This is a genomic window from Halorussus caseinilyticus (assembly GCF_029338395.1).
GTDB classification, from domain to species: Archaea; Halobacteriota; Halobacteria; order Halobacteriales; family Haladaptataceae; genus Halorussus; species Halorussus caseinilyticus.
Genome location: NZ_CP119809.1, coordinates 756,815 through 776,186 on the forward strand (window position 1 = coordinate 756,815; position 19,372 = coordinate 776,186).

General features: G+C 65.3%; 28 protein-coding genes and 1 pseudogene. 16 read left to right on the forward strand and 13 right to left on the reverse strand.

The annotated features are described in order from the left end of the window. Window positions 1–49 precede the first annotated feature (49 nt). Window positions 50–445, reverse strand: a complete 396-nt coding sequence (locus tag P2T60_RS03900; RefSeq protein WP_276281250.1) for a hypothetical protein — start codon at window positions 443–445, stop codon at window positions 50–52. Next, on the reverse strand, window positions 445–672 hold the full coding sequence (locus P2T60_RS03905; RefSeq protein ID WP_276281251.1) for a hypothetical protein: 228 nt from the start codon (window positions 670–672) through the stop codon (window positions 445–447). The genes P2T60_RS03900 and P2T60_RS03905 overlap by 1 nt, the downstream gene beginning before the upstream one ends. A gap of 322 nt (window positions 673–994) precedes the next feature. On the opposite strand from P2T60_RS03905, the gene P2T60_RS03910 reads away from it, so the two are divergent. The 5 genes from P2T60_RS03910 to P2T60_RS03930 are packed head-to-tail and all read left to right on the forward strand — an operon-like array spanning window position 995 to window position 3,225. Next, a complete protein-coding gene (locus P2T60_RS03910) occupies window positions 995–1,276 on the forward strand; it encodes a 50S ribosomal protein L44e (RefSeq protein WP_135851680.1) in 282 nt (93 codons plus the stop codon). A gap of 3 nt (window positions 1,277–1,279) precedes the next feature. Next, window positions 1,280–1,453 (forward strand): 30S ribosomal protein S27e, encoded by a 174-nt coding sequence (locus P2T60_RS03915; protein ID WP_276281252.1) that lies wholly within the window; start codon window positions 1,280–1,282, stop codon window positions 1,451–1,453. Next, window positions 1,450–2,250, forward strand: a complete 801-nt coding sequence (locus P2T60_RS03920; protein WP_276281253.1) for a translation initiation factor IF-2 subunit alpha — start codon at window positions 1,450–1,452, stop codon at window positions 2,248–2,250. The genes P2T60_RS03915 and P2T60_RS03920 overlap by 4 nt, the downstream gene beginning before the upstream one ends. 28 nt (window positions 2,251–2,278) lie before the next feature. After that, window positions 2,279–2,461 (forward strand): RNA-protein complex protein Nop10, encoded by a 183-nt coding sequence (locus P2T60_RS03925; protein ID WP_276281254.1) that lies wholly within the window; start codon window positions 2,279–2,281, stop codon window positions 2,459–2,461. A gap of 5 nt (window positions 2,462–2,466) precedes the next feature. Continuing rightward, window positions 2,467–3,225 carry a proteasome assembly chaperone family protein gene (locus tag P2T60_RS03930; protein WP_276281255.1) on the forward strand — a complete coding sequence of 253 codons (759 nt, stop codon included), beginning with the start codon at window positions 2,467–2,469 and terminating at the stop codon, window positions 3,223–3,225. A gap of 2 nt (window positions 3,226–3,227) precedes the next feature. On the opposite strand, the gene P2T60_RS03935 is transcribed toward P2T60_RS03930, so the two are convergent. Continuing rightward, entirely contained in the window at window positions 3,228–3,764 is a 537-nt protein-coding gene (locus P2T60_RS03935) for a DUF7344 domain-containing protein (protein ID WP_276281256.1), read from the reverse strand. Window positions 3,765–3,904: 140 nt separating this feature from the next. Here P2T60_RS03935 and P2T60_RS03940 point away from each other — a divergent pair, with 140 nt between their 5' ends. Next, window positions 3,905–4,477 (forward strand): J domain-containing protein, encoded by a 573-nt coding sequence (locus tag P2T60_RS03940; RefSeq protein WP_276282167.1) that lies wholly within the window; start codon window positions 3,905–3,907, stop codon window positions 4,475–4,477. On the opposite strand, the gene P2T60_RS03945 is transcribed toward P2T60_RS03940, so the two are convergent. Next, window positions 4,474–5,259, reverse strand: coding sequence for a DUF7839 domain-containing protein (locus P2T60_RS03945; protein ID WP_276281257.1), 786 nt, complete (start codon window positions 5,257–5,259; stop codon window positions 4,474–4,476). The two genes, P2T60_RS03940 and P2T60_RS03945, sit on opposite strands and share 4 nt — an antisense overlap. Before the next feature lie 138 nt (window positions 5,260–5,397). On the opposite strand from P2T60_RS03945, the gene P2T60_RS03950 reads away from it, so the two are divergent. Together P2T60_RS03950 and P2T60_RS03955 are read left to right on the forward strand one after the other, a co-directional pair. Beyond that, complete coding sequence (locus P2T60_RS03950) at window positions 5,398–5,823, forward strand: putative toxin-antitoxin system toxin component, PIN family (protein ID WP_276281258.1); 426 nt, start codon at window positions 5,398–5,400, stop codon at window positions 5,821–5,823. A 381-nt stretch (window positions 5,824–6,204) separates the two neighbouring features. Next, entirely contained in the window at window positions 6,205–6,900 is a 696-nt protein-coding gene (locus P2T60_RS03955) for a metallophosphoesterase (RefSeq protein WP_276281259.1), read from the forward strand. A gap of 369 nt (window positions 6,901–7,269) precedes the next feature. Here the strand turns inward: P2T60_RS03955 and P2T60_RS03960 are convergent, their stop codons facing one another. Continuing rightward, a complete protein-coding gene (locus P2T60_RS03960) occupies window positions 7,270–8,544 on the reverse strand; it encodes an NAD(P)/FAD-dependent oxidoreductase (protein ID WP_276281260.1) in 1,275 nt (424 codons plus the stop codon). Between the two features lie 128 nt (window positions 8,545–8,672). Between P2T60_RS03960 and P2T60_RS03965 the strand changes: the two genes are divergently transcribed. After that, window positions 8,673–8,930, forward strand: coding sequence for a DUF5789 family protein (locus tag P2T60_RS03965; protein WP_276281261.1), 258 nt, complete (start codon window positions 8,673–8,675; stop codon window positions 8,928–8,930). A gap of 43 nt (window positions 8,931–8,973) precedes the next feature. Further along, window positions 8,974–9,288, forward strand: coding sequence for a transcription factor S (locus tag P2T60_RS03970; protein WP_276281262.1), 315 nt, complete (start codon window positions 8,974–8,976; stop codon window positions 9,286–9,288). A 215-nt stretch (window positions 9,289–9,503) separates the two neighbouring features. Here P2T60_RS03970 and P2T60_RS03975 read toward each other — a convergent pair whose 3' ends face one another. The 3 genes from P2T60_RS03975 to P2T60_RS03985 form a co-directional block, all read right to left on the reverse strand. Beyond that, complete coding sequence (locus tag P2T60_RS03975; protein ID WP_276281263.1) at window positions 9,504–10,307, reverse strand: formyltransferase family protein; 804 nt, start codon at window positions 10,305–10,307, stop codon at window positions 9,504–9,506. Between the two features lie 167 nt (window positions 10,308–10,474). Then, window positions 10,475–11,209 carry a tRNA (adenine-N1)-methyltransferase gene (locus tag P2T60_RS03980; protein ID WP_276281264.1) on the reverse strand — a complete coding sequence of 245 codons (735 nt, stop codon included), beginning with the start codon at window positions 11,207–11,209 and terminating at the stop codon, window positions 10,475–10,477. Then, a complete protein-coding gene (locus tag P2T60_RS03985; protein WP_276281265.1) occupies window positions 11,206–11,595 on the reverse strand; it encodes a nascent polypeptide-associated complex protein in 390 nt (129 codons plus the stop codon). Before P2T60_RS03985 ends, P2T60_RS03980 begins: the two co-directional genes overlap by 4 nt. A gap of 147 nt (window positions 11,596–11,742) precedes the next feature. Between P2T60_RS03985 and P2T60_RS21690 the strand changes: the two are divergent. Next, window positions 11,743–12,564: pseudogene (locus P2T60_RS21690) on the forward strand (COG1361 S-layer family protein); the annotation flags it as partial. A gap of 56 nt (window positions 12,565–12,620) precedes the next feature. Here P2T60_RS21690 and P2T60_RS03990 read toward each other — a convergent pair. Continuing rightward, complete coding sequence (locus P2T60_RS03990; RefSeq protein WP_276281266.1) at window positions 12,621–13,106, reverse strand: PUA domain-containing protein; 486 nt, start codon at window positions 13,104–13,106, stop codon at window positions 12,621–12,623. 207 nt (window positions 13,107–13,313) lie between these two features. On the opposite strand from P2T60_RS03990, the gene P2T60_RS03995 reads away from it, so the two are divergent. Beyond that, window positions 13,314–13,484: a hypothetical protein gene (locus P2T60_RS03995; protein ID WP_276281267.1), complete on the forward strand. Its 171-nt coding sequence runs from the start codon at window positions 13,314–13,316 to the stop codon at window positions 13,482–13,484. Between the two features lie 28 nt (window positions 13,485–13,512). On the opposite strand, the gene P2T60_RS04000 is transcribed toward P2T60_RS03995, so the two are convergent. The 4 genes from P2T60_RS04000 to P2T60_RS04015 all read right to left on the reverse strand — a co-directional run bounded on the left by P2T60_RS04000 (window position 13,513) and on the right by P2T60_RS04015 (window position 16,266). Then, window positions 13,513–14,010: a LabA-like NYN domain-containing protein gene (locus P2T60_RS04000; RefSeq protein ID WP_276281268.1), complete on the reverse strand. Its 498-nt coding sequence runs from the start codon at window positions 14,008–14,010 to the stop codon at window positions 13,513–13,515. Window positions 14,011–14,102: 92 nt separating this feature from the next. Then, entirely contained in the window at window positions 14,103–14,630 is a 528-nt protein-coding gene (locus tag P2T60_RS04005) for a metallophosphoesterase family protein (RefSeq protein WP_276281269.1), read from the reverse strand. Between the two features lie 536 nt (window positions 14,631–15,166). After that, window positions 15,167–15,808, reverse strand: a complete 642-nt coding sequence (locus tag P2T60_RS04010; protein ID WP_276281270.1) for a metallophosphoesterase family protein — start codon at window positions 15,806–15,808, stop codon at window positions 15,167–15,169. A gap of 152 nt (window positions 15,809–15,960) precedes the next feature. Then, window positions 15,961–16,266: a hypothetical protein gene (locus tag P2T60_RS04015; protein ID WP_276281271.1), complete on the reverse strand. Its 306-nt coding sequence runs from the start codon at window positions 16,264–16,266 to the stop codon at window positions 15,961–15,963. Window positions 16,267–16,491: 225 nt separating this feature from the next. Between P2T60_RS04015 and P2T60_RS04020 the strand changes: the two genes are divergently transcribed. The 4 genes from P2T60_RS04020 (at window position 16,492) to dapA (ending at window position 19,370) form a co-directional block, all read left to right on the forward strand. Continuing rightward, complete coding sequence (locus P2T60_RS04020) at window positions 16,492–17,019, forward strand: hypothetical protein (RefSeq protein WP_276281272.1); 528 nt, start codon at window positions 16,492–16,494, stop codon at window positions 17,017–17,019. A 51-nt stretch (window positions 17,020–17,070) separates the two neighbouring features. Continuing rightward, complete coding sequence (locus P2T60_RS04025) at window positions 17,071–17,649, forward strand: hypothetical protein (protein WP_276281273.1); 579 nt, start codon at window positions 17,071–17,073, stop codon at window positions 17,647–17,649. 88 nt (window positions 17,650–17,737) lie between these two features. Further along, window positions 17,738–18,178, forward strand: coding sequence for a hypothetical protein (locus tag P2T60_RS04030; RefSeq protein ID WP_276281274.1), 441 nt, complete (start codon window positions 17,738–17,740; stop codon window positions 18,176–18,178). Between the two features lie 289 nt (window positions 18,179–18,467). Continuing rightward, window positions 18,468–19,370 carry a 4-hydroxy-tetrahydrodipicolinate synthase gene (dapA, locus tag P2T60_RS04035; RefSeq protein ID WP_276281275.1) on the forward strand — a complete coding sequence of 301 codons (903 nt, stop codon included), beginning with the start codon at window positions 18,468–18,470 and terminating at the stop codon, window positions 19,368–19,370. The last annotated feature ends 2 nt before the right edge of the window (window positions 19,371–19,372 follow it).

A 19,372-nucleotide genomic window follows, 5' to 3' on the forward strand; every position in this document is an offset into this window, starting at 1 on the left:
ACGCGGTTTCACTTATTACTTTCTTACACAAAAATAAATGTGGAAACAGTTATCGGAGGAAGTCCGCGATTGCGTCGGCCACAGAGTCGTGTCGGTTCTCGACTCGGCGCTCGTAGCAGGTCGTACAGACGAGACCCGAGTCGCCGACCGGCGTGCGCTCGGGGTCGTCCCGTCCGAAGTAGTAGCCGCAGTCGGCACACACCAACAGTTCGTCCACCGGTACGAGCCACCCCCTGAGCGACCCGTAAGCCGCTTCCCCGGAGAGCAGGTCGTCGGGCGCGAGTTCGTCGGGCCAGTGGGCCGACCGCGCGAGACGGTCGGCGTGGTTCTCGTTGACGTGGGTGGCCCCTCGTTCGCGGGCGTGCCGTCTGGCCGCGGCGCTGTTCTCGCCGGTCGCGTGGACGCGGTGGTCGCAGTGGACGCACTCGAAGCGATGTTCGGCCATTATACTGACTCGTGAGACTCGCTTCGTTCGGCGTTCGGTACTGCTCGCTCGGCGAGTTCGCAGACGCTCGCCTCGCCCTTGGGCACCCGACAACTCCGGCGGGTCTGCCGGAAGTGGGAGTCGCGCGCACGCGGACTCCCCCGCCGGTGAGTCAGGTAGTCGTTCCGGACGCGCTGGACCGGCGCACTCGCCCCTGCCGAAGTCAGCAGTTCGGCGATGCCGGTCATCGTCCGTCCCCTCGCCTCGGACGTTGACACGCGAGCGACCCCGTACCGTCCATTTCCGTACCGCGCGCCCCGAGTTACATGACAGATTTTCATAGTCTCCTCCGAGGACCGCGGGTCGGGCCGCGAGCGCCGACACACCACCACGTCCCGTCGTTCCGCGGTCGTTACCCCGACATTTGGCGGGGCGTAACTTAAAATCGCTCCACGCGAGGTGAAAGTAAAATCGGCGGCGACCCGACCGGGGTTCGGACTCGGCGACGGCGATTGTGAACCAAACGGGTTTTAAGCCCCGTGGCCTTACACCACGGCAAGGTAGATATCTATGCAGATGCCACGACGGTTCAATACGTACTGCCCGCACTGCAAGGCACACGAAGAACACGAAGTCGAGAAGGTTCGTACCGGTCGCTCGACCGGGATGAAGTGGGACCAGCGCAAACAGCGCGAAGGCTCGAAGGGTATCGGGAACCGCGGCCGGTTCTCCAAGGTGCCCGGCGGGGACAAGCCCACGAAGAAGACCGACCTCAAGTACCGCTGTAGCGAGTGTGGCAAGGCCCACCTCCGAGAGGGATGGCGCGCTGGCCGACTGGAGTTCCAGGAGTAAACCATGGCAGGAAACTTTTACACCGTCCAATGCCCGGACTGTGACAACGAACAGACCGTCTTCGGCAAAGCCTCGACCGAGGTCGCGTGCGCCGTCTGCGGTGCGACCCTCGCTCGGCCGACCGGCGGCGACGCCGAATTCGAAGGCGAAGTGACCGAGACGGTAGAAGCGCGATGAAGTACAGCGGCTGGCCTGAACCCGGCGAACTCGTCGTCGGGAAGATAGACGAAATCGAGGACTTCGGCGTCTTCGTGGACCTCTCGGAGTACGAGGGCAAGCGTGGTCTCATCCACGTCAGCGAAGTCGCCAGCGGGTGGATTAAGAACATCCGCGACCACGTCAACGAGGGCCAGACGGTCGTCTGCAAGGTACTCGAGGTAGACGAGAGCGCCCAGCAGATTGACCTCTCGCTGAAGGACGTAAACGACCACCAGCACTCCGAGAAGATTCAGGAGTGGAAAAACGAGCAGAAGGCGGACAACTGGATGGAACTGGCCTTCGGCGAGGACGTGGACGACGACAAGTACGCGCACGTCGCCAACGAGATGCTCGCGGAGTTCGGCGGTCTCTACAGCGGCTTCGAACAGGCGGCCATCCACGGTCCCGAAGCCCTCGAAGACAGCGACCTGACCGACGAGGAAGTCGAGCGAATCGTGGACACCGCCCGCGAGAACGTCTCGGTGCCCTACGTCAAGGTCACGGGCTACGTGGACCTCGAAAGCTCCGCGGAGAGCGGCGTGGACGACATCAAGGAAGCCCTCCAAGCCGCGGAGGGCAACGGCGACATCCCCGAAGAGGTCGAACTCGAAGTGACCTACGTGGGTGCGCCCGAGTACCGCATCCGGGTGAAAGCGCCCAACTACAAGACCGCCGAGTCCCAACTCGAAGAGAGCGCGGCGCGCGCGCGCTCTGCCATCGAGTCGGTCGGCGGCACGGGGTCGTTCCACCGCGAACGACAGACCGAAGACGAGTAAGCCGACGAACGCCGACGACGAACCGACAATGAAATCCGACATTCGCGTCTGCTCGGCGTGGCGCGACCGCCACGTTCGGCCGGTTTACACCCTTTCTGAGACCTGTCCGGAGTGCGGAGCCGACGCCGTCAACAGCGCACCCGCGCCGTTCAATCCCGAGGACCCGCATGGCGAATACCGACGCGCACTTAAGGAGCGCGCCCGCGAGTAAGCCATATGAACGAACTCGACATCGAGGCAGTCGCCGACCCAGACCTGCGGGACCCGGTTCTCGTCGAGGGACTACCGGGCGTGGGTCACGTCGGAAAACTCGCGGCCGACCACCTCGTCGAAGAGAAAGAAAGCGAGTTGGTGCGACGAGTCTACTCCGAACACCTCCCGCCGCAGGTATCGGTCTCCGACGACGGCACGACTGAACTGGCGTGCGCGGAGATTCACGCCGTCGAACTCGAGGACCGCGACCTGTTGGTACTGACCGGCGACCATCAGGCCAGCGACAACGCGGGCCACTACCGACTGACCGGCGCGTTCCTCGACGCGGCCGAGTCGTTCGAAGTCGAGACGGTCTACGCACTCGGCGGCGTTCCGACGGGCGAACTCATGGACGAGTACGCAGTCGTCGGCGCGGCAACCGACGCCGACTTCGTTGCGGAACTGGAGGACGCGGGCGTCGAGTTCCGCGAGGACGAACCCGCGGGCGGCATCGTCGGTACCAGCGGTCTCTTGCTCGGACTCGGCGAGCGCCGTGGACTCCGCGCGACCTGTCTGATGGGCGAGACCAGCGGCTACCTCGTTGACCCCAAGAGCGCGCGGGCCGTCCTCGAAGTGTTAGAGGACGTACTCGGCTTCGAGGTCAACTTCGACTCGCTGGAGGAACGCGCCGAGGAGATGGAAGACGTGGCGAACAAGATTCAGGAGATGGAGAACCAGCAGTCCGGGATGCCAAGCGACGAGAACCTGCGGTACATCGGGTAACGCTACTCGAACAGTTCGTATTTTCGCTCGGAGTAGGTGTGATACGTCGCCGAGAGTCCGAACAGCGCCACGAGGTACCACGACCAGAACTCGATACCGAACTGGGAGACGAACACGAGGTCGAACTGAACCGCCAGAAGCGTGACGACGCCGAGGACGCTCACGCCGAGGTAGTAGGTCGCCCACGAGATGTCGTCTTCCGAGACCACTTCCATGTACACTTCGACCTCCTCGGCCCGTTCGCGGAGTTCTAACACCTGCTCGCGCTGGTCGTAGTCTACGATTTCGAGGTCGTCGAGTTTCGGGAGGTGCGTCTGATGAAGCGAGACGTAGACGCTCTTGCGCACGTCGCGGGGCGGCGGCGACTCCCCGGTCTCGACGGTGGCGATGTGTTCGGCCAGCGCGTCCACCGACAGCGGCCCGTCGGCGTCTCGGAGGTGTTGAATCGCGTGCCGCCGCCGGTCGTTCCGAAGGACGTTGTGTATCTCGCCGGGTTCGAGTTCGCCTTTGCGGTCCGAGTTCGAGTCCTTTACTGTCATATGTTAGAAACTATACGGGTGTGACATACTGTTCGTTCAATCTAAGGCGACGGACATTAATGTTATCCCCGTTCGGGACGGCGCGCCCTCGGAAGACCGGCGGGAGATTCTTTACCGCACAGTCCCTACACCCTCGCGTGTTGCCCGAATGGTTGGTCGTCGGTCTCTGGCTTTCGGCCGGGGTCGGGGTCCTCATCGGCGTCATCTTCGTCGCCGGGGCGCGGCTCTACCCGAACCCGCCCTCGAACGCCACCTACACCACTGGTGAGGGCCGACGCCGCGTCGAGATTCGCCAGTACCTCTCGGCCATCGGCGAGACGTTCGCCGAGGACCACTTCGTTGAGGGTCAACACGTCGCGTTCTACCTCCCCGAACGCGACGTGGCAATCACCTTCGACGCTCGGGCCTACTTCCGAATCGAGCGGTCGCCGACCTACGCGGTCCTCGTGGAACACGAGATGCCCGGCATGCATCTGGGCGACCGCCTGCCGTTCGAGACGCCCGACGTGTCCGACGACGACGAGGACGAACGCGTGGACCCGACCGAAGCGGCGTTCGCCATCCTCGGGGTGCCCCGCGGAGCGACCCTCTCGGAGGTCAAACGCGCCTACCGGGAGAAGGTCAAGGAGGTCCACCCCGACCACGGCGGCGACCACGAGGAATTCCAACAGGTCCGGGAGGCCTACACCACGGCGAAGAACCGCGTGAGCTAGGATTCGAGTTCCGAGACCTCGTAGGCGATGTTTTCGTCCCGAAGCGCGTCGGTGACCCGACCCACGAGGTCGGCCGTAGCGACGACGATTGCGTCGAGTCCCCGGCCCGCCGCTTCCGCGGCCACCTCGCCCGCCGCGAACGTCGTCGCGGGACTACAGTCGGCCCGCCGGAGCGCAACGACCGCTTCGACGCCCGCGGCGGCCACGAGGTCGGCCGACTCGCAGGCCGCGGTCAGGGCGTCGGTATCCGTGGCAGTCGCGCCGCCAGACCGGACCGGCGGGACCTGAAAGACGGTGACAGAACCGGGGTCGAAGTCGATGATGCCCTCGAATCCAGTCACACCCACGTCCGCGCCCGCCTCGGCGTCGGTGGTGGCGACGCCGGTCGCCGGTCCCGCCTCGCCGGGAGTCGCGTGGAGGAGACCGTCCCGAAGCGAGAGCGTCACCGAGTCGCCCTCTTCCACGTCGTCGGTGGCGATAGCGGCCTCCTCTTGGACGCTCCCGAGGATGTCGTCGGTGACGTGGTCGGCGTACCGGCGCACGTCCGTCGCCTCTCGGAGAAGCCAATCGACGCCCTCCTTGGTGACGGTGTAGCGCGACCGACCCTCTTTCTCGACCAGTTCGTCCTCGACCAGCGCCCGGATGTACTCGCTGACGGCCTGACTGGTCACGCCGACCGCCTCGGCGATTTCGCCCTGACTCACCGCCGGTTGGCGGTCCGCGATTTCGGCGAGGATGCGAAACCGGGTCGCGGCGCGCTTGTTCTCCAGTACGTCGGCCATGTGTACGACGTTTCACCACGACGAATATAAATCCCCGGCGGTTGGCTATCGGAGAGTCGGCGGGAGACGGGTCGCGGGTCCTGCCGGGCGTGGTCCCGTTCGGAAACGTTTTTTACCGGACGCCGCTCTACGGGTTCCGTGCCCCGTCCGACGGTCGTCTTCGACACCAACGTCCTCGTCGCGGAACTCGCCTTCCCCGAGGAGCCACCGGCCTGCGTCTCGCTCGCGGAGTCCGGACGGGTCGAAGTCGCCGTCTCGCCCGCGCTCGTCCGGGAGTTCGCGGCGGTCCTGCGGTACGACCACCTGCCGATTTCGGCGCTCGACCCCGAACGTCGCGCGGAAGCAATCGAGCGCGTGGTCGGGGTCGCCCGCGTGGTCGAACCCGCGGTCCGGGTCCGCGCCGCCCGAGACGCCGACGACGACGCGGTTCTCGAATGCGCAGTGGCCTCGGCCGCCGACGTAATCGTCTCCGACGACTTCCACCTTCGGAACCTCGACGGCATCGCGGGCGTGCGCGTCCTCACCCGCGAGGCGTTCCTCGACTGCCACGCCGACCACTCTTGAGGTATGTTTCAGTTATTTAGATAGTTTCTAAGACAATCTATTTTGGTCTTTAAGCAATATTTAGTTATATATGCCGGGTGGGTCCGGGCGAGCGACCGGACGCGCTCGGCCGACCGGTCCACGGCGAACGCTCGGCCGACTAACCGCCGCGGGTGGGGGCTTTCGAGGAAAAGGCAGTCTCTACATCGTCTGCGGTTGCTGTCGCGGTACGGAGAGAGCAGGCGAGGGCTTTCTGAGCCTGCGTCACCACAATTCCGGCAGTTGCGGTACGTAGCGAGCGGACGAGAACTGCCGAGGACGAAAACGTTCCGACACCCACACTTCCGAGCGACGACTCGCGGACCGCAACCCCGAAGACGGCCGCCGTCCAATCCCGCACCGATGGACGCGCAGTTCCGCGACCGGGCGGTCTACCTCCCCGACGAGGACGCGCTGGTCGTCGCCGACCTCCACGTCGGGAGAGACGCGGCCTCGGCGGTCGAACTCCCGTTGGGCGAGCGCGCGGACCTGACCGAGCGACTCGCCGACCTGCTGGCGGCGTTCGACCCCGCGGAGGTCGTAATCGCTGGCGACCTGCTCCACGCCTTCGACCGGGTGCCCGAGGGCGTGGCCGGGACTGTCGCGGCGCTCCGCGAGACGGCCGAGGCGGCGGGCGCGACGTTCGTGGTCGTCCGCGGAAACCACGACGAGATGCTCGATTCGGTGCTGGAGGGGACCGGGATTTCCGCCCGCGGGGAGTACCGCGTCGGCGAGACGCTGGTCCACCACGGCCACGCGCGACCGGAGGGCGAAGCGGCCCGTTACGTCGTCGGCCACGACCACCCGGCCATCGAAATCGAGGGCAAGCGCCACCCCTGTCTGCTGTACGGTCCGGGGACGTTCCGCGGCGCGGACGTGGTGATGCTCCCCGCGTTCAACCGCCTCGCGCCCGGCACGACGGTCAACGGAATGGGGGCGCGGGACTTCCAGTCGCCGGTCGTGACCGACGCCGATGCGTTGCGGCCGGTGGTGTGGGATTCGGAGGGCGAGGACGTGCTGTCGTTTCCGCCCTTGGGCGAGTTCCGGCGGATGCTCTGAGTTCGGCGGCGTTCGTGGTAATTCTCGGAGAGTCGAAGCGTCTCGTCGTCTGGGAGAGTCGAAGTCGTCGTCTCGGAGAAAAAGGCACGTAGCTAGCTTCAGGCTTGAGCCAATGAAGACCGCACAGCACCGCTCAGCACCGCGACCGCGGGCCACGTCCTCCCCAACCGACTGCGTTGCCTGCGGCCGCAGGTCAGCGAGACGCTTCGCGTCTCGCAAGCCTCGCTCCCTCCGGTCGCTGTGCTACTCGTCCCTCGCGCGGGTGGGCGCGGCCACTTGCGGGCCGCGCCCGCACGCGCCGGGATGAGTGTCGAGGACGGTTCGCGCCGGGGTGGAAAGGTCAGTCAACTACGTCTGAAGTGGTCGGAGCTACGCTCGAAACTCCAACTCGAAGTCCCGAGCGACCCGTTTCGCGGCCTCACGGCCGCTCACCATCGCGGCGTTCAGCGACGAGGCGTCGGTGTACTCACCCGCGAGGTAGACCGGACCCTCCGGCGCGCGCACGTCGGGCAGGCCGTCGTGGACCCCCGGCGGTTGGGCGAACTGCGCGAACTCGATTCTGCTGGTGTGGAGCGGTTCGAGGTCGAGTCTGCGCTCGGGGTACCACGAGTCGAGCGTCCGGGTCGTCCTCGCGGCGAGGTCCTCGTCGGGGTCGTCGGACACCCCGAGGTAGGTCGCGCTCAGCAGGTTCCGGTCCTCGGGCGCGTACTCGGGCGCGACCGCGGAGAGCTGGGCGACTTGGTTCGGCGCGTCGGACTCGGCGTTCAACAGGAGTCGCTTCCCGGCGTCGAGTTCCGGGCCGTCGAAGGCGTAGTACTGGGTGACACACCCTTTCGCGTCGGTCGGAATCGACTCGACGCCGGTCAACTCGCGGGCCTGCTTGGGGTCGGTGGCGACCACCACCGCGTCGGCGCTGGTCGAGTCCCGGCCGAGTTCGACTTCGGGGTCGCTCGCGTGCGGGTCGAGGTCCGTGACCGTCTCGTCGGTCACGAACTCGACGCCCGCGTCGCGGGCGGTCTCGGCCAGTTGCTCGCTGACCGCCGCCATCCCGCGGGCCGGGACCGCGATGCGCCCGACCGTCAGCATCTTGAACGTGAACTCGAACACCTTCTTCGAGGTGCCGAGACTCCGGTCTAACGTGATACCGCCGTAGAACGGCGCGGCGAAGTTCTCCACGAACTGGTCGGAGAAGCCCCGGTCGCGGAGGTACTCGCGGGTGGACTCGTCCGGTCCGGCGAAAATCTCCCGGTCGGGCTTGTCGGCGAGTTCCCGCCGGAGTTCCAGCACTCGGAGTTTGTCCCGGAGCGTCACCTCCCGATTGAACGCGGTTTCGAGCGCGGCGTCCACGTCCCGGAAGGGGTCGGCGAGCGTCGAGCGCTCGCCCGGCCGAGCGACGACCGCACCGGGCTTGAAGTACCGGAGGTCGAGGGCGTCGAAGTCGAGTTCCCGTCGGGCCGCGGGGTAGGCGGTGAAAAGCACCTGAAACCCCCGGTCGAAGACGAACCCGTCGCGGCGGAGCGACCGCACCCGCCCGCCGAGGTCCGACTGGCGCTCGAAGAGTCGCACGTCCGCGCCCGCCTCCGCGAGGTGGCGACTAGCGACCAGTCCGGCGAGTCCACCGCCAGCGACGACGACATCGGTCATGGCCGGACGTTCGGTCGCGCATCACAAAGTTTCTCTGCTCCGAGAAGACGCGACGGCGGGGTTTTCACCGACGCCGGACTCGGAAACTGCCGACAACACCTAAGGTGTGACCCACCGTACCGAGTCGCATGGCACGGGAGGTCAAACTCAGCCGCGTCGAAACAGTCCTCGGCGAACTCTCTTACCCGGCAGACCGGGCGGACGCCGCCAGCGAGTTCGAGGACGTGACGCTGTTGCTCGCGGACGGGGAGCGTAACTTGGGGGAACTAATCGCGGACGTTCCGGCCGACGAGTTCGACTCGACCGACGAACTCCAGTCCGAAATCAACAACGTCCTGCCGCGCGAGGCGGTGGGCGAACCCTACCAGTCGGAGGGCGAGGGATAAAACACGGCGCTTAACTTGCCCCGTCGGTTACGGCGTGACAACGATGGAGTTCTGTGACGAGTGCGGTTCGATGATGAAAGCCGAGGACGAACTGTGGGTGTGTGGCAGTTGCGGTCACAAGGAACCGAAAGACCCCGACGCCAACTACGTCGTCACCGAGGACCAAGAAGTCAGCGAGGTCATCGAGTCCGGCGACGAGGAGAACACCGCCCTGCCGACCACCGAGGCCCACTGCCCGGAGTGTGACAACGACACCGCCCGATGGTACATGCAACAGATTCGGGCGGCCGACGAGAGCGAGACTCGATTCTTCGTCTGTACCGAGTGCGACCACAAGTGGCGAGAGGACGACAACTAGCCACCTTTTTTCTTCGTCGGGTGCCGGACACCGCTCCTCGAAAAAAGCTGCACCGTCAGAGACAAGCTCTGACGAGCCTTCGTTCGCTTCGCTCACGAAGAGACCAAAAAGTCCCGCTCGCTCACTCTCTGGTCGTTCGCTCGCGGTGAGCGTGCTGGTCCGGTTCGGCGGCGTAACTGGCGGGAGTCGGCGGCGTGACCGCCGATTTCGCCGCTCTACTCCACCACCTGCCGGACCCGGCCCTTCCCCTCCTTGACGACGTACTTCAGCACGTCGCCGCCCTCCGGGAGCGAGTAGAGGTCGCCGAGGTCGTCGGGCGACCGGGGTTCGACGCCGCGCGAGACGTTCCGGACGCCCTTCACGAGTACGTCGTCGGAGACCGAAAACAGGCGTCTCCGGACGGCGGGCCACGTCGGGGCCTCGGCGATGTCCACCGGTTCGTAGGCGACGATGGCCCCGCCGTCGAGCGTTTCGGAGAGTCGCTGGAGGGTCACGCCCGCGGTGTCCTCGTCGTGGAGGTACTCCCAAAATCCGGAGGGCATCCCGCGGTACTTCCGCAGGTCGCCGTGGTGAAAGCTGAGGACGCCGTGGTCCGGCGCGTCGAGTACGTCGCCCTTGAGGATACCGAACCCGAACCGAATCGCCACGTCCGCCTCGCCGACCGTCTCGACGGCGTGGTCGGGCAGGACGTTGCCGAAGTCGGGTGCGGGGTCGGGTTCGACCGCCAGCGTCTCGGGGCCACCCAGTCCCGCGATGTCGCCCACCTCCCGCGGTCGGCGGTACGGCGGCCGGTCGGTGAACCGGAACGCCGCGCCGACCGGCGTCCAGAGCGGATACTCGCGCACTCGGTCGAGGTAGTGGTCGAGTCCGCCGTCGCTCCCGGCGACCGACCCGGTACTCCGGACGACGTGGCTGACCTCGGCGTCGGTCCGGGCGAGCATCGCCTCGACTGCGCTGGCCTGCCACGCCGGAACGTCGGTCCCGCGGACTAACAGCGCGACTTCGAGCGTGTCTGACATGGGAGTCTTGTCGGACGGAACGCCCGCTGTGGGCTTTGTTATGCGGCGACTGACTCCCGAAGGGGCCGCTTACGAAAGAACAGGCGGCGATTGGTCCGGTCGCGTCCGGACCGGACGCGACCGGACCGGCCGAGCAGGGCCGGAATCGCCGGGTCGGGAGCGACCGACTACGGCCGTCGCGCGAACGACAGATAGCCGGTGTGACCGACACCAGCGGTCGAGGGCCGCGACCCTCGGTCGTCGAAGTCCATCCGGCGCTGGATGGTCTCGAACGTCTCCACGTCGGCGAGACCGGTCTCGCGGGCCGACTCGACCACCTCGCGGGTGTGTTCCACGAACGGCGAGTAGACCGCGACGAATCCGCCGCGGGCCAACAGGTCGGGCGCGCGAGCGACGACTTCCGGCGCGTCCTCGGTGTCGAGGGTCAGCACGTCGAACTCGCCGAGGTCCGCGCTGGCGTCGCCAATCTCGTCGGTCACGTCGCCGACCCGAACGTCAACCCGGTCGGTCACGTCCGCCATCTCCATGTTCCCGCGAGCGACTTCCGCGAAGTCGGGGTCGCGTTCGAACGTCGTCACCTCGGCACCCATCCGGCCGAGGTAGGCCGAGAGGACGCCGGTTCCGGTCCCGGCGTCCAGCACGCGGTCGCCGCGGCCGATTCCGGTGTGGCCGACGATGAGGCCCACGTCGCGGGGCATCATCGGCGCGCCGGTGCGCTCGAAGTGGTTGAACAGGTCCGGACCGCGCAGGCGTCGGACCTCGAACGGTTCGCCCAGATGGGTCTCCAGCGTCTGGCCGGGTTCCACGTCCTCGGGAACGTCGAGGACGCCGAGGTCGGTCTGGAGTTCCTCGCCGGGTTCCCGGAGGTACTCCCGGTCGCCGTGGACGAGCAGGACCGTCACTCTAACCGCTCGACCGCGGCCGCGAGGTCGCCGTCGGTCGCTTCGAGGGCGTCTCGGGCGTCGTCCTCGGTCACGCCGGTTCGCTGGGCGACGATTTCAACGTCCTCGTCGGGGATGCCGCCAGCGTTGCCCGCGTCCTCGCTGGACTCGACTGCTGTGGCCCCGCCCGCGCCGTCGCGGGTCTCGGGTTCGCCGACGACCTGATAGGTCTCTTGGCCGCGGGCGTCCATCACGGTGATGTCGGGGTTGTCGAACACCAGTTGCTCGCCGTCGCTCTTGGTGATGACGACCTCTTCGGCGTCGAGTTCGTCTACGTCGATACCCATCTGCTTCATCATTTGCTGCATTTTGCGAGGGTCTAGTCCCCCGCCGCCTCCTCCGAACATACTCAAGTGGTCGGAGCGTGAGGAAATAAGACTGGCGGACCGGCCACGAGCGAACGCCCGACTCGGTGCGGCCGACCCCACTCGGGGCGGCCGACACGACTTCGACTCGCCGACAGGTTTCTTGTCCCGGCCGTCGAGAGGTAGCGTATGCCCCGACGATGGGCCGCGTTCGCGCTCGCAGTCTGTCTCGCGTTCGGTCTCGCGGTGGTTCCGCCCGCCACTACGCAGGACGGCACGGTCGTCGGGCGGCCGAACTTCGACCTCGTGGTTTCGGACAACCGGGTCGCGCCCGGCGAGACCACGACGCTCTCGGCGGTGCTGGTCAACGACGCGCGGGTGTTCCGCGGCGGCGACCCCCGCGACGAGGAACGGGTCACGACCGCCTACAACGTCTCGGTTCGCCCCCAGACCGAGCAGTTCGGAAACCGACTCGCCGAGGGACTCTCGTTCGAGACCGGTCGCGTCCCGGTCGGCGTGGTGCCGCCGGGAGTCACCGGCCCGATACCGTTCGAGGTGGCGGTCGGACGACTCCCGCCCGGCGAGTACCGAGTCCCGTTCGAAGTGAACTTCTCCTACACTGCCTCCGTCCAACCGAACCAGACGGTCACGCTCCGGACCAGAACCGAGACGCTGAACGCGAGGATAGTCGTCGAGTCCGACCCGCGACTCCGACTCGTCGCCGCCTCCGAACAGTCGCTGTCTCCGGGCGAGAGCGAAGTCGTCCGCTTCGCGGTGACGAACGTCGGGACCGAACCGGCCAGCGAGGTCGGAGTCACCCTCTCGACCGACAACGGGTCGGTGTACTTCGGCACCCGACTCGACCGCCGGGCGAAGGCCGGGTTCTACGTCCCGTCGCTCGCGCCCGGTGAGACCGAAACCCTCGAAGTCCCGACGGGGGCAGACGACGCGACCGAACCCGGAAGCTACCTCGTCACCGGGCAGGCGACCTACCGCGACGAGTCGGGGAGAGTCCGCGAGAGCGACTGGCTGGCGACCGGCATCGACGTGCGCGTCGGCGGGCAGAATCAGTCCTCGTTCTCGCCCGCGCCCTCGCGGACCATCACGGCCATCCCGGTGTCGAAGTCGGCCATCGCGTCGGCCGAGAGTTCGGCCCGCCCGACACCGAGCAGGGTTCCCTCCTCGTGGACGATTGCAACTTCGTCGCCGGGTCGGACTTCGGGACCCGCCGCGGCGACGAACTTGGCGAAGACGTTCTTGCCGTCGCGGACGAACGGTTCGCTCTCGTCGCCGACGACGACCCGGCCCGCCGGGGGTTCGAGCGCCGCCGCGACCCGACGGCCTCCTTCGAGTCCGAGCGTGAACCGGCCGTCCGTGCCGTAGGTCACGAGGCGTCCGGCGTCGGCGATGACCTGTTGTGGCCGTCCCGTGGAGGACCGTTTGACCGCTCGGTCCTCGCCGTCGGGGAACAGCACCGCGCCGACGCCCGCCCCGAACTGGTAGTCAGCGATGGTCCGAAGTCGAGGGAGGTCGTCGGTGTGAGTCGTACTCATCGGCCGCGAGTTCGGGTCGCCCGGCGAAAAGCTTGGCTCTTCGTCCGCGACGACGCCGCGGGTCGCCGAGCGCCCGATTTCGGGACGAACAGGGCGGGGTGTGGTAACGTGAGCCGAACCACAGTGAAACAATTTAATTAACAATCATTACGTTCTCCGGCGGTTTCGGTTTGATTTATATCCTTGGAGCGGCTACCAGCGACTACAATGAAAGCAAACCTCGGTCTCGCACTCGTCGTCGTCGCCGGTCTCGCCGTCTTCGCCATCGCAACCACGCAGACGTTCACGACTTACGTCCTCTCGTCGGTCGCGGTTCTCCTCATGGCGGCGGGCGCGCTCCTGAGCGGCACCGCCGACGAAGACGGCCGCCCGGTCTAATTGCGGTCCGATTCGACAGTCGCACCGTTCAGAGCAGGAACGTGTCGGGCCGTTCGGACATGTCGATGAAGGCGTCTGCGGCCTGAATCAGTTCTTCCGAAGTCGATTCCTCGAAGCTAGTGACTTCCGTCCGCACGCCCTCGTGTCGGAGGTGAGAACAGAGCCGCGAGAAGTCGCCGTCGCCGGTACAGAGGATGACGGTATCGACGTGGTTCGCCAGCGTCACGGCGTCTAAGCTCATGCCAACGTCCCAGTCGGCCTTCTTGGTCCCGTCGCCGAACGTCTTGAGTTCCTTGATTTTGGTCTCGAAGCCGATGTCCGCGAGCGCCTCGAAGAAGCGCTCTTCGTCGGGACTGTCGGCCTGAATCACGTAGGCGATGGCACGGGTGAGTTCGCGGTCCTGCACCGACTTTTCGAGAACCGCGGAGTAGTCGATGTTTCGACTGTAGACGCTCTGGGCAGTGTGATAGAGATTTTGGGCGTCCGCGAGGACTGCGACCCGCTGGTGCGGGTGAATTTCGGTCATGAGACAAGATTGGTACGCCCTGCGGTATAAATCTCCCCAACAACCTTTTCCAGCGGGCGCGCCCCGAGCGGCGCGCCCTCGTGACCGGTCGGTCAGCCACAGCGTGGCGACTCACTCCGCGGCGCGAGGCTGACGACGCGGGTGTCGCCGTAGGTCGTTTCGGCGTGGCGTTCGTGGTGGCCGACCAAACAGAAGTCGGGGCCGAGGGCGTCGAGGAGTTCGTCGATTCGCTCGCACCCAGCGTCGTAGCCGTAGTAAATCAGACCGTGGGGCGCTTCGTGGGTCAAGAGTACGTCCACGTCTTCGACCCGCTTCAGGCGCGCTACGTCCTCGCGGACGAAGTGGCGTCGGCGCTCGCCCGCGAGGTCCGCGCGCGACTCGTCGTACTTCGTCGGCGCGTAGTTGCCCGAGAGACCCGCCACGCGCAGGCCCTCGACTTCGGCCGCGGTACTGGCGAGCAGGCGGGCGTTCCGGACGGTCACGCTCGCGGGGTCGTCGCCGCGCCGGAGGGCGTCGATGGCGTCGAAGTCCTCGTTGTTCCCGGCGACGAAGTAGGTCGGGACCGGCAGGTCGCCCGTCTGCAACGCGGCATCGGCGTGGGCGTCTCCGAGGACGAGCATCGCCGGATACTCGCCGGGGACGGACCTAAACGCTGTGGCTTGCCGGAGTCCGTCCCGACCCTCCACCGGACCGCGCTCGGACCACCGACCACGGGACGCGCCGCGTCTGCGCTCGCGCCTGCGGTTCCGCGCGAGCGCAGACGCACGCGGGGAGGAACGGGGGCGCGGTGCTGTGCGGTTGCGTTGCGGTCGGCGGTAGCGGTGCGGTTGCGGTCTTCATCGGCGTCGGCGATAGTGCAGTCGGCGGTGCGGTTGCGGTCTGATTAGCTCCCAGAGATACGGACTCGCTGGTTCGCGGTCGGCGGCAGTCAACGAACGACGACAATCAGCGACCAGCAATAGTCAGCAAACGACGACAGTCAACGAACGGCAACAGTCAGCGAACAGCAACAGTCAGCGAACGACGACAGTCAACGGCGCAGTGCGGTCGGCCACGCCGCGGGACTGCGCCGCGCCACGGGCGCCGAAAGAAATCTCAACAAGTCTAAGAGCAATCTATATCTATCTAAAGAGTATCTAGAAAATTCTCAAAGCATTTACGAGGAAGGCGTCGAATAGGAAGTCAGTTCCAGCGTCTCGGGGTTCAAGTCGTAGTAGCGTTCGCCGACCGCGGCGAGACTCACGACGCGGGTGTCGCCGTAGGTCGTCTCGGCGTGTTCGTGGTGGTGGCCCACCAAGCAGAGCCGTGGCTCTAGCGCCTCCAGCAACCCGTCGATGTGTTCACACCCCACTTCGTAGGACTCCTCGACCGGCAGGCCGTGGGGCGCTTCGTGGGTCAGGAGTACGTCCACGTCCTCGACTTGTTTCAGGCGCTCTACGTCCCCGCGGACGAAGTGGCGTCGGCGCTCGCCCTGTAGGTTCGGGCGGGGGCGCTCGAACTGGGTCGGAGCGTAGTTGCCCGAGAGACCCGCCACGCGCAGGCCCTCGATTTCGACCGCCTCGTCGGTCAGCAGGTGGGCGTTCGTGACCGCGGAACTCTCGACGCGGCCGTGTCGGAGGGCGTCGATGGTGTCGAAGTCCTCGTTGTTTCCGGCGATGAAGTAGGTCGGAATCGGCAGGTCGTAGTAGAGCAGGTCGCCCAACTGCAAGGCGACATCGGCGTCGGCCTCGCGGTAGGCGGCGAACAGTGCGCGCCGATTGTCGGGGTCGTCGGCGTGGGCGTCTCCGAGAACGAGCATTAATCACCGGTTCGTCGGTCGGAAAGATAAAACCCACTCTCGGGCGGCGGTTCCGGGCGTGATGATTTCGAGCGGGAAGTGACGTGACTGAAATATATCGTAACATAGAGATACGACTGCCGCGTTTACACGCTCGAAAGTAGAGAACCGTGTCAGACCCAGAAGAGGCCCGTGATAGTACTCTCTCCCCGCGCTTCGACTGTAGAGGTGCGACGGACTACGAAGCCGAATACGGACTCAACCTCGCTGATACAGACCCGCTGACTTACCGCTCGGAGTTCTGTGACGAGTTCGGTCGAAGAGCGGAGTACGAGGCGTTGTCGTTCAAGGAGGAGTGTCGCCTCCTCAGCGCGCTCGGTGACGTTCACGACCCGCGAAACGTCTGTCGAGTTCTCGACGCGCATTACCGCTGGAAAGTCTCTTCGAATCCGCGAGAACACGACCATCCACAGCGTCACGAACACCTGTTCAAGGAGACGTTCGGGGTCGATTGTGACGTTCGTGGAGAGAATCCTCCATCGGACCGACCCGATTCGGAAGACTGCGCGGTCGCCGGGGACCTGTACTGCGTGACGCAAGCGTTTCTCGACCGGACGGTCGGGTCGGAGTTGACCGTGTATCGCGGCCTGTCGCGCAACGCCTCGACACTCGTCGCGCAGGCACTCCGCGCGGAGACGCAACCAGTGTACGAAGTGCGCGCGACCGTACTCAAGAACTTCACGGCCTCCGAAGCGTTCACGTCCTTTTACAGCCCCCTCGTCCTTCGGCTCGACGTTCCGCGCACGGCTATCGCTATCGCGGCCGACCATCTCGTCAAGCATCGGGAAGACGGCAGTCCCGCCGAACGGGACGCCGAGTATCGAGTTTTCGGTGACGAAATCGGGACTGTCCGTCCCCGCGATATCTACTTGTACGTCGATGAGGAACGGACTTCGTTATTCGATTTTCTCGCAACGAAGGAGTCGTTCACGAGGGCAGAACATCTGTGTTACGTCGATGCGATACGCCACTTGGCGGAAAGCGACGAACGAATCACGGACGACCCCGGTTTCGCTCGGATTGCAGATTGGTACGGAACGCTCGCAACCGACGAATACGAGTTCGCAGAGGCCATAGAAGGAGTGGTTAATTACGTCGTCGGGCGGGCGAACGAACTTCCGCGTGATTGGAACGAAGACGTAGCGGCGAAGTTCGGAGCGAAACGCATCTGAACAAAACGTATAAGACTGTCGGAGATAAATACGAACGTAAGAGACCCACTTATGTCGGACGAGGAACCCACGATTACGGTTGACCTCCGCAACGAGAGCGAAGAGTGGGTTCAGTACGCGAAAAATCGGAAAGCGTCGCGCTCGGAGATAGAGGTGGACGAACAATCGCTCGAAACGGAGACGAGGCGGAAACTCCAGAGGGCTATTCGCCAATATCTCGAAAGTTTAGACAACGATGTTCTCGACATCTCGACGTGTTTCGACCTTTCGGACAACCAGCTTTTCGACAGACTCGCCGGAATCGTCGTCCGACAGGTGCGGAACGTCGAGACCGTCCGGAACGACGTGCAGAAACGACTCCAGGCCGACGAGAGCGTCTCGGCGTTCGAACTCCCGAAACGAACCCGCGAGGCGACGGCGGAGTACCTCGTCGAGGAAGCGATCGGAAAAGCCGAAATCCGAAGCGTGGCGGACCGCCTCCTCGACAAGGAACGAGAGACGCTCGACACCGAACGATTCGGGACCGACACGTCATCGACGGAGACCAACTGGGCTTCGGACGGGATATTTCGGATGACGGAGGGAGTACGGACGGTCGAAAACAGAACTCGATTGAACAGTCGGGGGTAACGAGAGGGCGCGTCGGCCCGTTCAACGGCACTACTTCTACGACGAACAACGAATGAGACCAACAGAGTACCACATCACCGACTTGGATTTGTTTCTCTCGGAGATTTCTCCGGGTCAGACGCGTCCCGCGCGGACGAGATTCGAGATATCGTACAGTAGCAACCCGCAGTACGAAACCGACATCGGTGCGTTCGTCGCCGCCTTCGAACTTGAAGCGCAACTGTACGAGAGTGAGACCTCCACGGCCGAAATCGAAGGGTCTGCCGACCCCGCGGGCACCATCGAATGTCAGTTTCTCGTTATTGTCAAGGGAAACAGAGAGGAGTTCGAGTCCGTGTTAGAAAAGTGGAAAGACGACGGTTACAACACCGTATCCTCCGACTTCCGTGCCCATCTGGAGGAGGGAATCACGGACGAAATCGTCGTGCCGATAGCGGGTCTACTGCGCCCATCGTATCGCGGTTTAGTTCCCAGTCTGCGGGCGAGCGACGACCTCGCGGAGCCATCCGTAACGGACGACCGAGAGTGAGTCCTCCCAGACGAAGCCCGTCATGTCGGGAAAATATAGTACGAACACCGACGTGAGGCAGGTATCGCACCCTGCGCAAAGACTAAGTTCGCGGCGGTTAGTGAGACGAGTATGCACGCCGACGCCGCCGCGGTCGGACGCGCTTTTTCGGCCACTGGCGGGTCGGTCGGTTTTTCGGGGCTGAAACGCACAAAACCCGGTTACTGATAGGTCCTCGGCGGCGTGGCGACCCGTCGTTGGCCGTACTCGTTCTGCACCGCGCGCCGACCAGTCCCGAACACGACGCAACATGACACGTACCGACGAACCCTTCAGTGGGGTCTACCCGGCGATGACGACCCCCTTCGACTCCGACGACAGTATCGACTTCGAGCAACTTCGCGCAGACGCCCGGCGACTCGCGGACGCGGGCGTAGGCGGCCTGCTGGCGGTCGGTTCGACCGGCGAGAGCGCGACTCTGACCCACGACGAACACGTCGAAGTCGTGGAAGCAGTCACCGACGCCGTGGACGTTCCGGTCATCGCGGGTTCCGGAAGCAACTCCACTCGCGAGGCCCTCGAACTCTCGCGGCGCTCTGCGGACGCCGGGGCCGACGCCCTGCTTCTCATCTCGCCGTACTACAACAAGCCCGAACCCGAGGGGATGGAGAACCACTACCGGACCGTCGCCGACGAGGTTGACCTGCCACAAATCGTCTACAACGTCCCGTCCAGAACCGGGCGCAACGTCGCCGTCGAGACCGTCGCTTCGCTCGCCGAACACGAGAACATCGCGGGTTACAAGGCCGCAAGCGGCGACCTGAACCGAATCGGCGAGGTGATAGAGCGCACCCGCGAGGAGAACTTCTCGGTTCTCTCGGGCGACGACTTCCTCACGCTCCCGTTGCTGTCGCTCGGCGCGACCGGCACCATCAGCGTCTCGGCGAACGTCGAACCCGAGCGCACCGCGGCGCTGGTCGAGGCGGCGCTGTCGGGCGACTACTCCGAGGCCCGCGGGATTCACGAGGAACTCGCGCCGCTGGTCCGCGCGCTGTTCTCCGAGACCAACCCCATCCCGGTCAAGGAGGCGATGGAGATTCGGGGCTACGGCCCGGCGCGCCTGCGCTCGCCGCTGACCCGCCTCTCGGCGGAACCGCGGGCAGAACTTGCGGGAATCCTCGGTGAGTTAGAGGGGCGACCCGCTGGAATATAGCA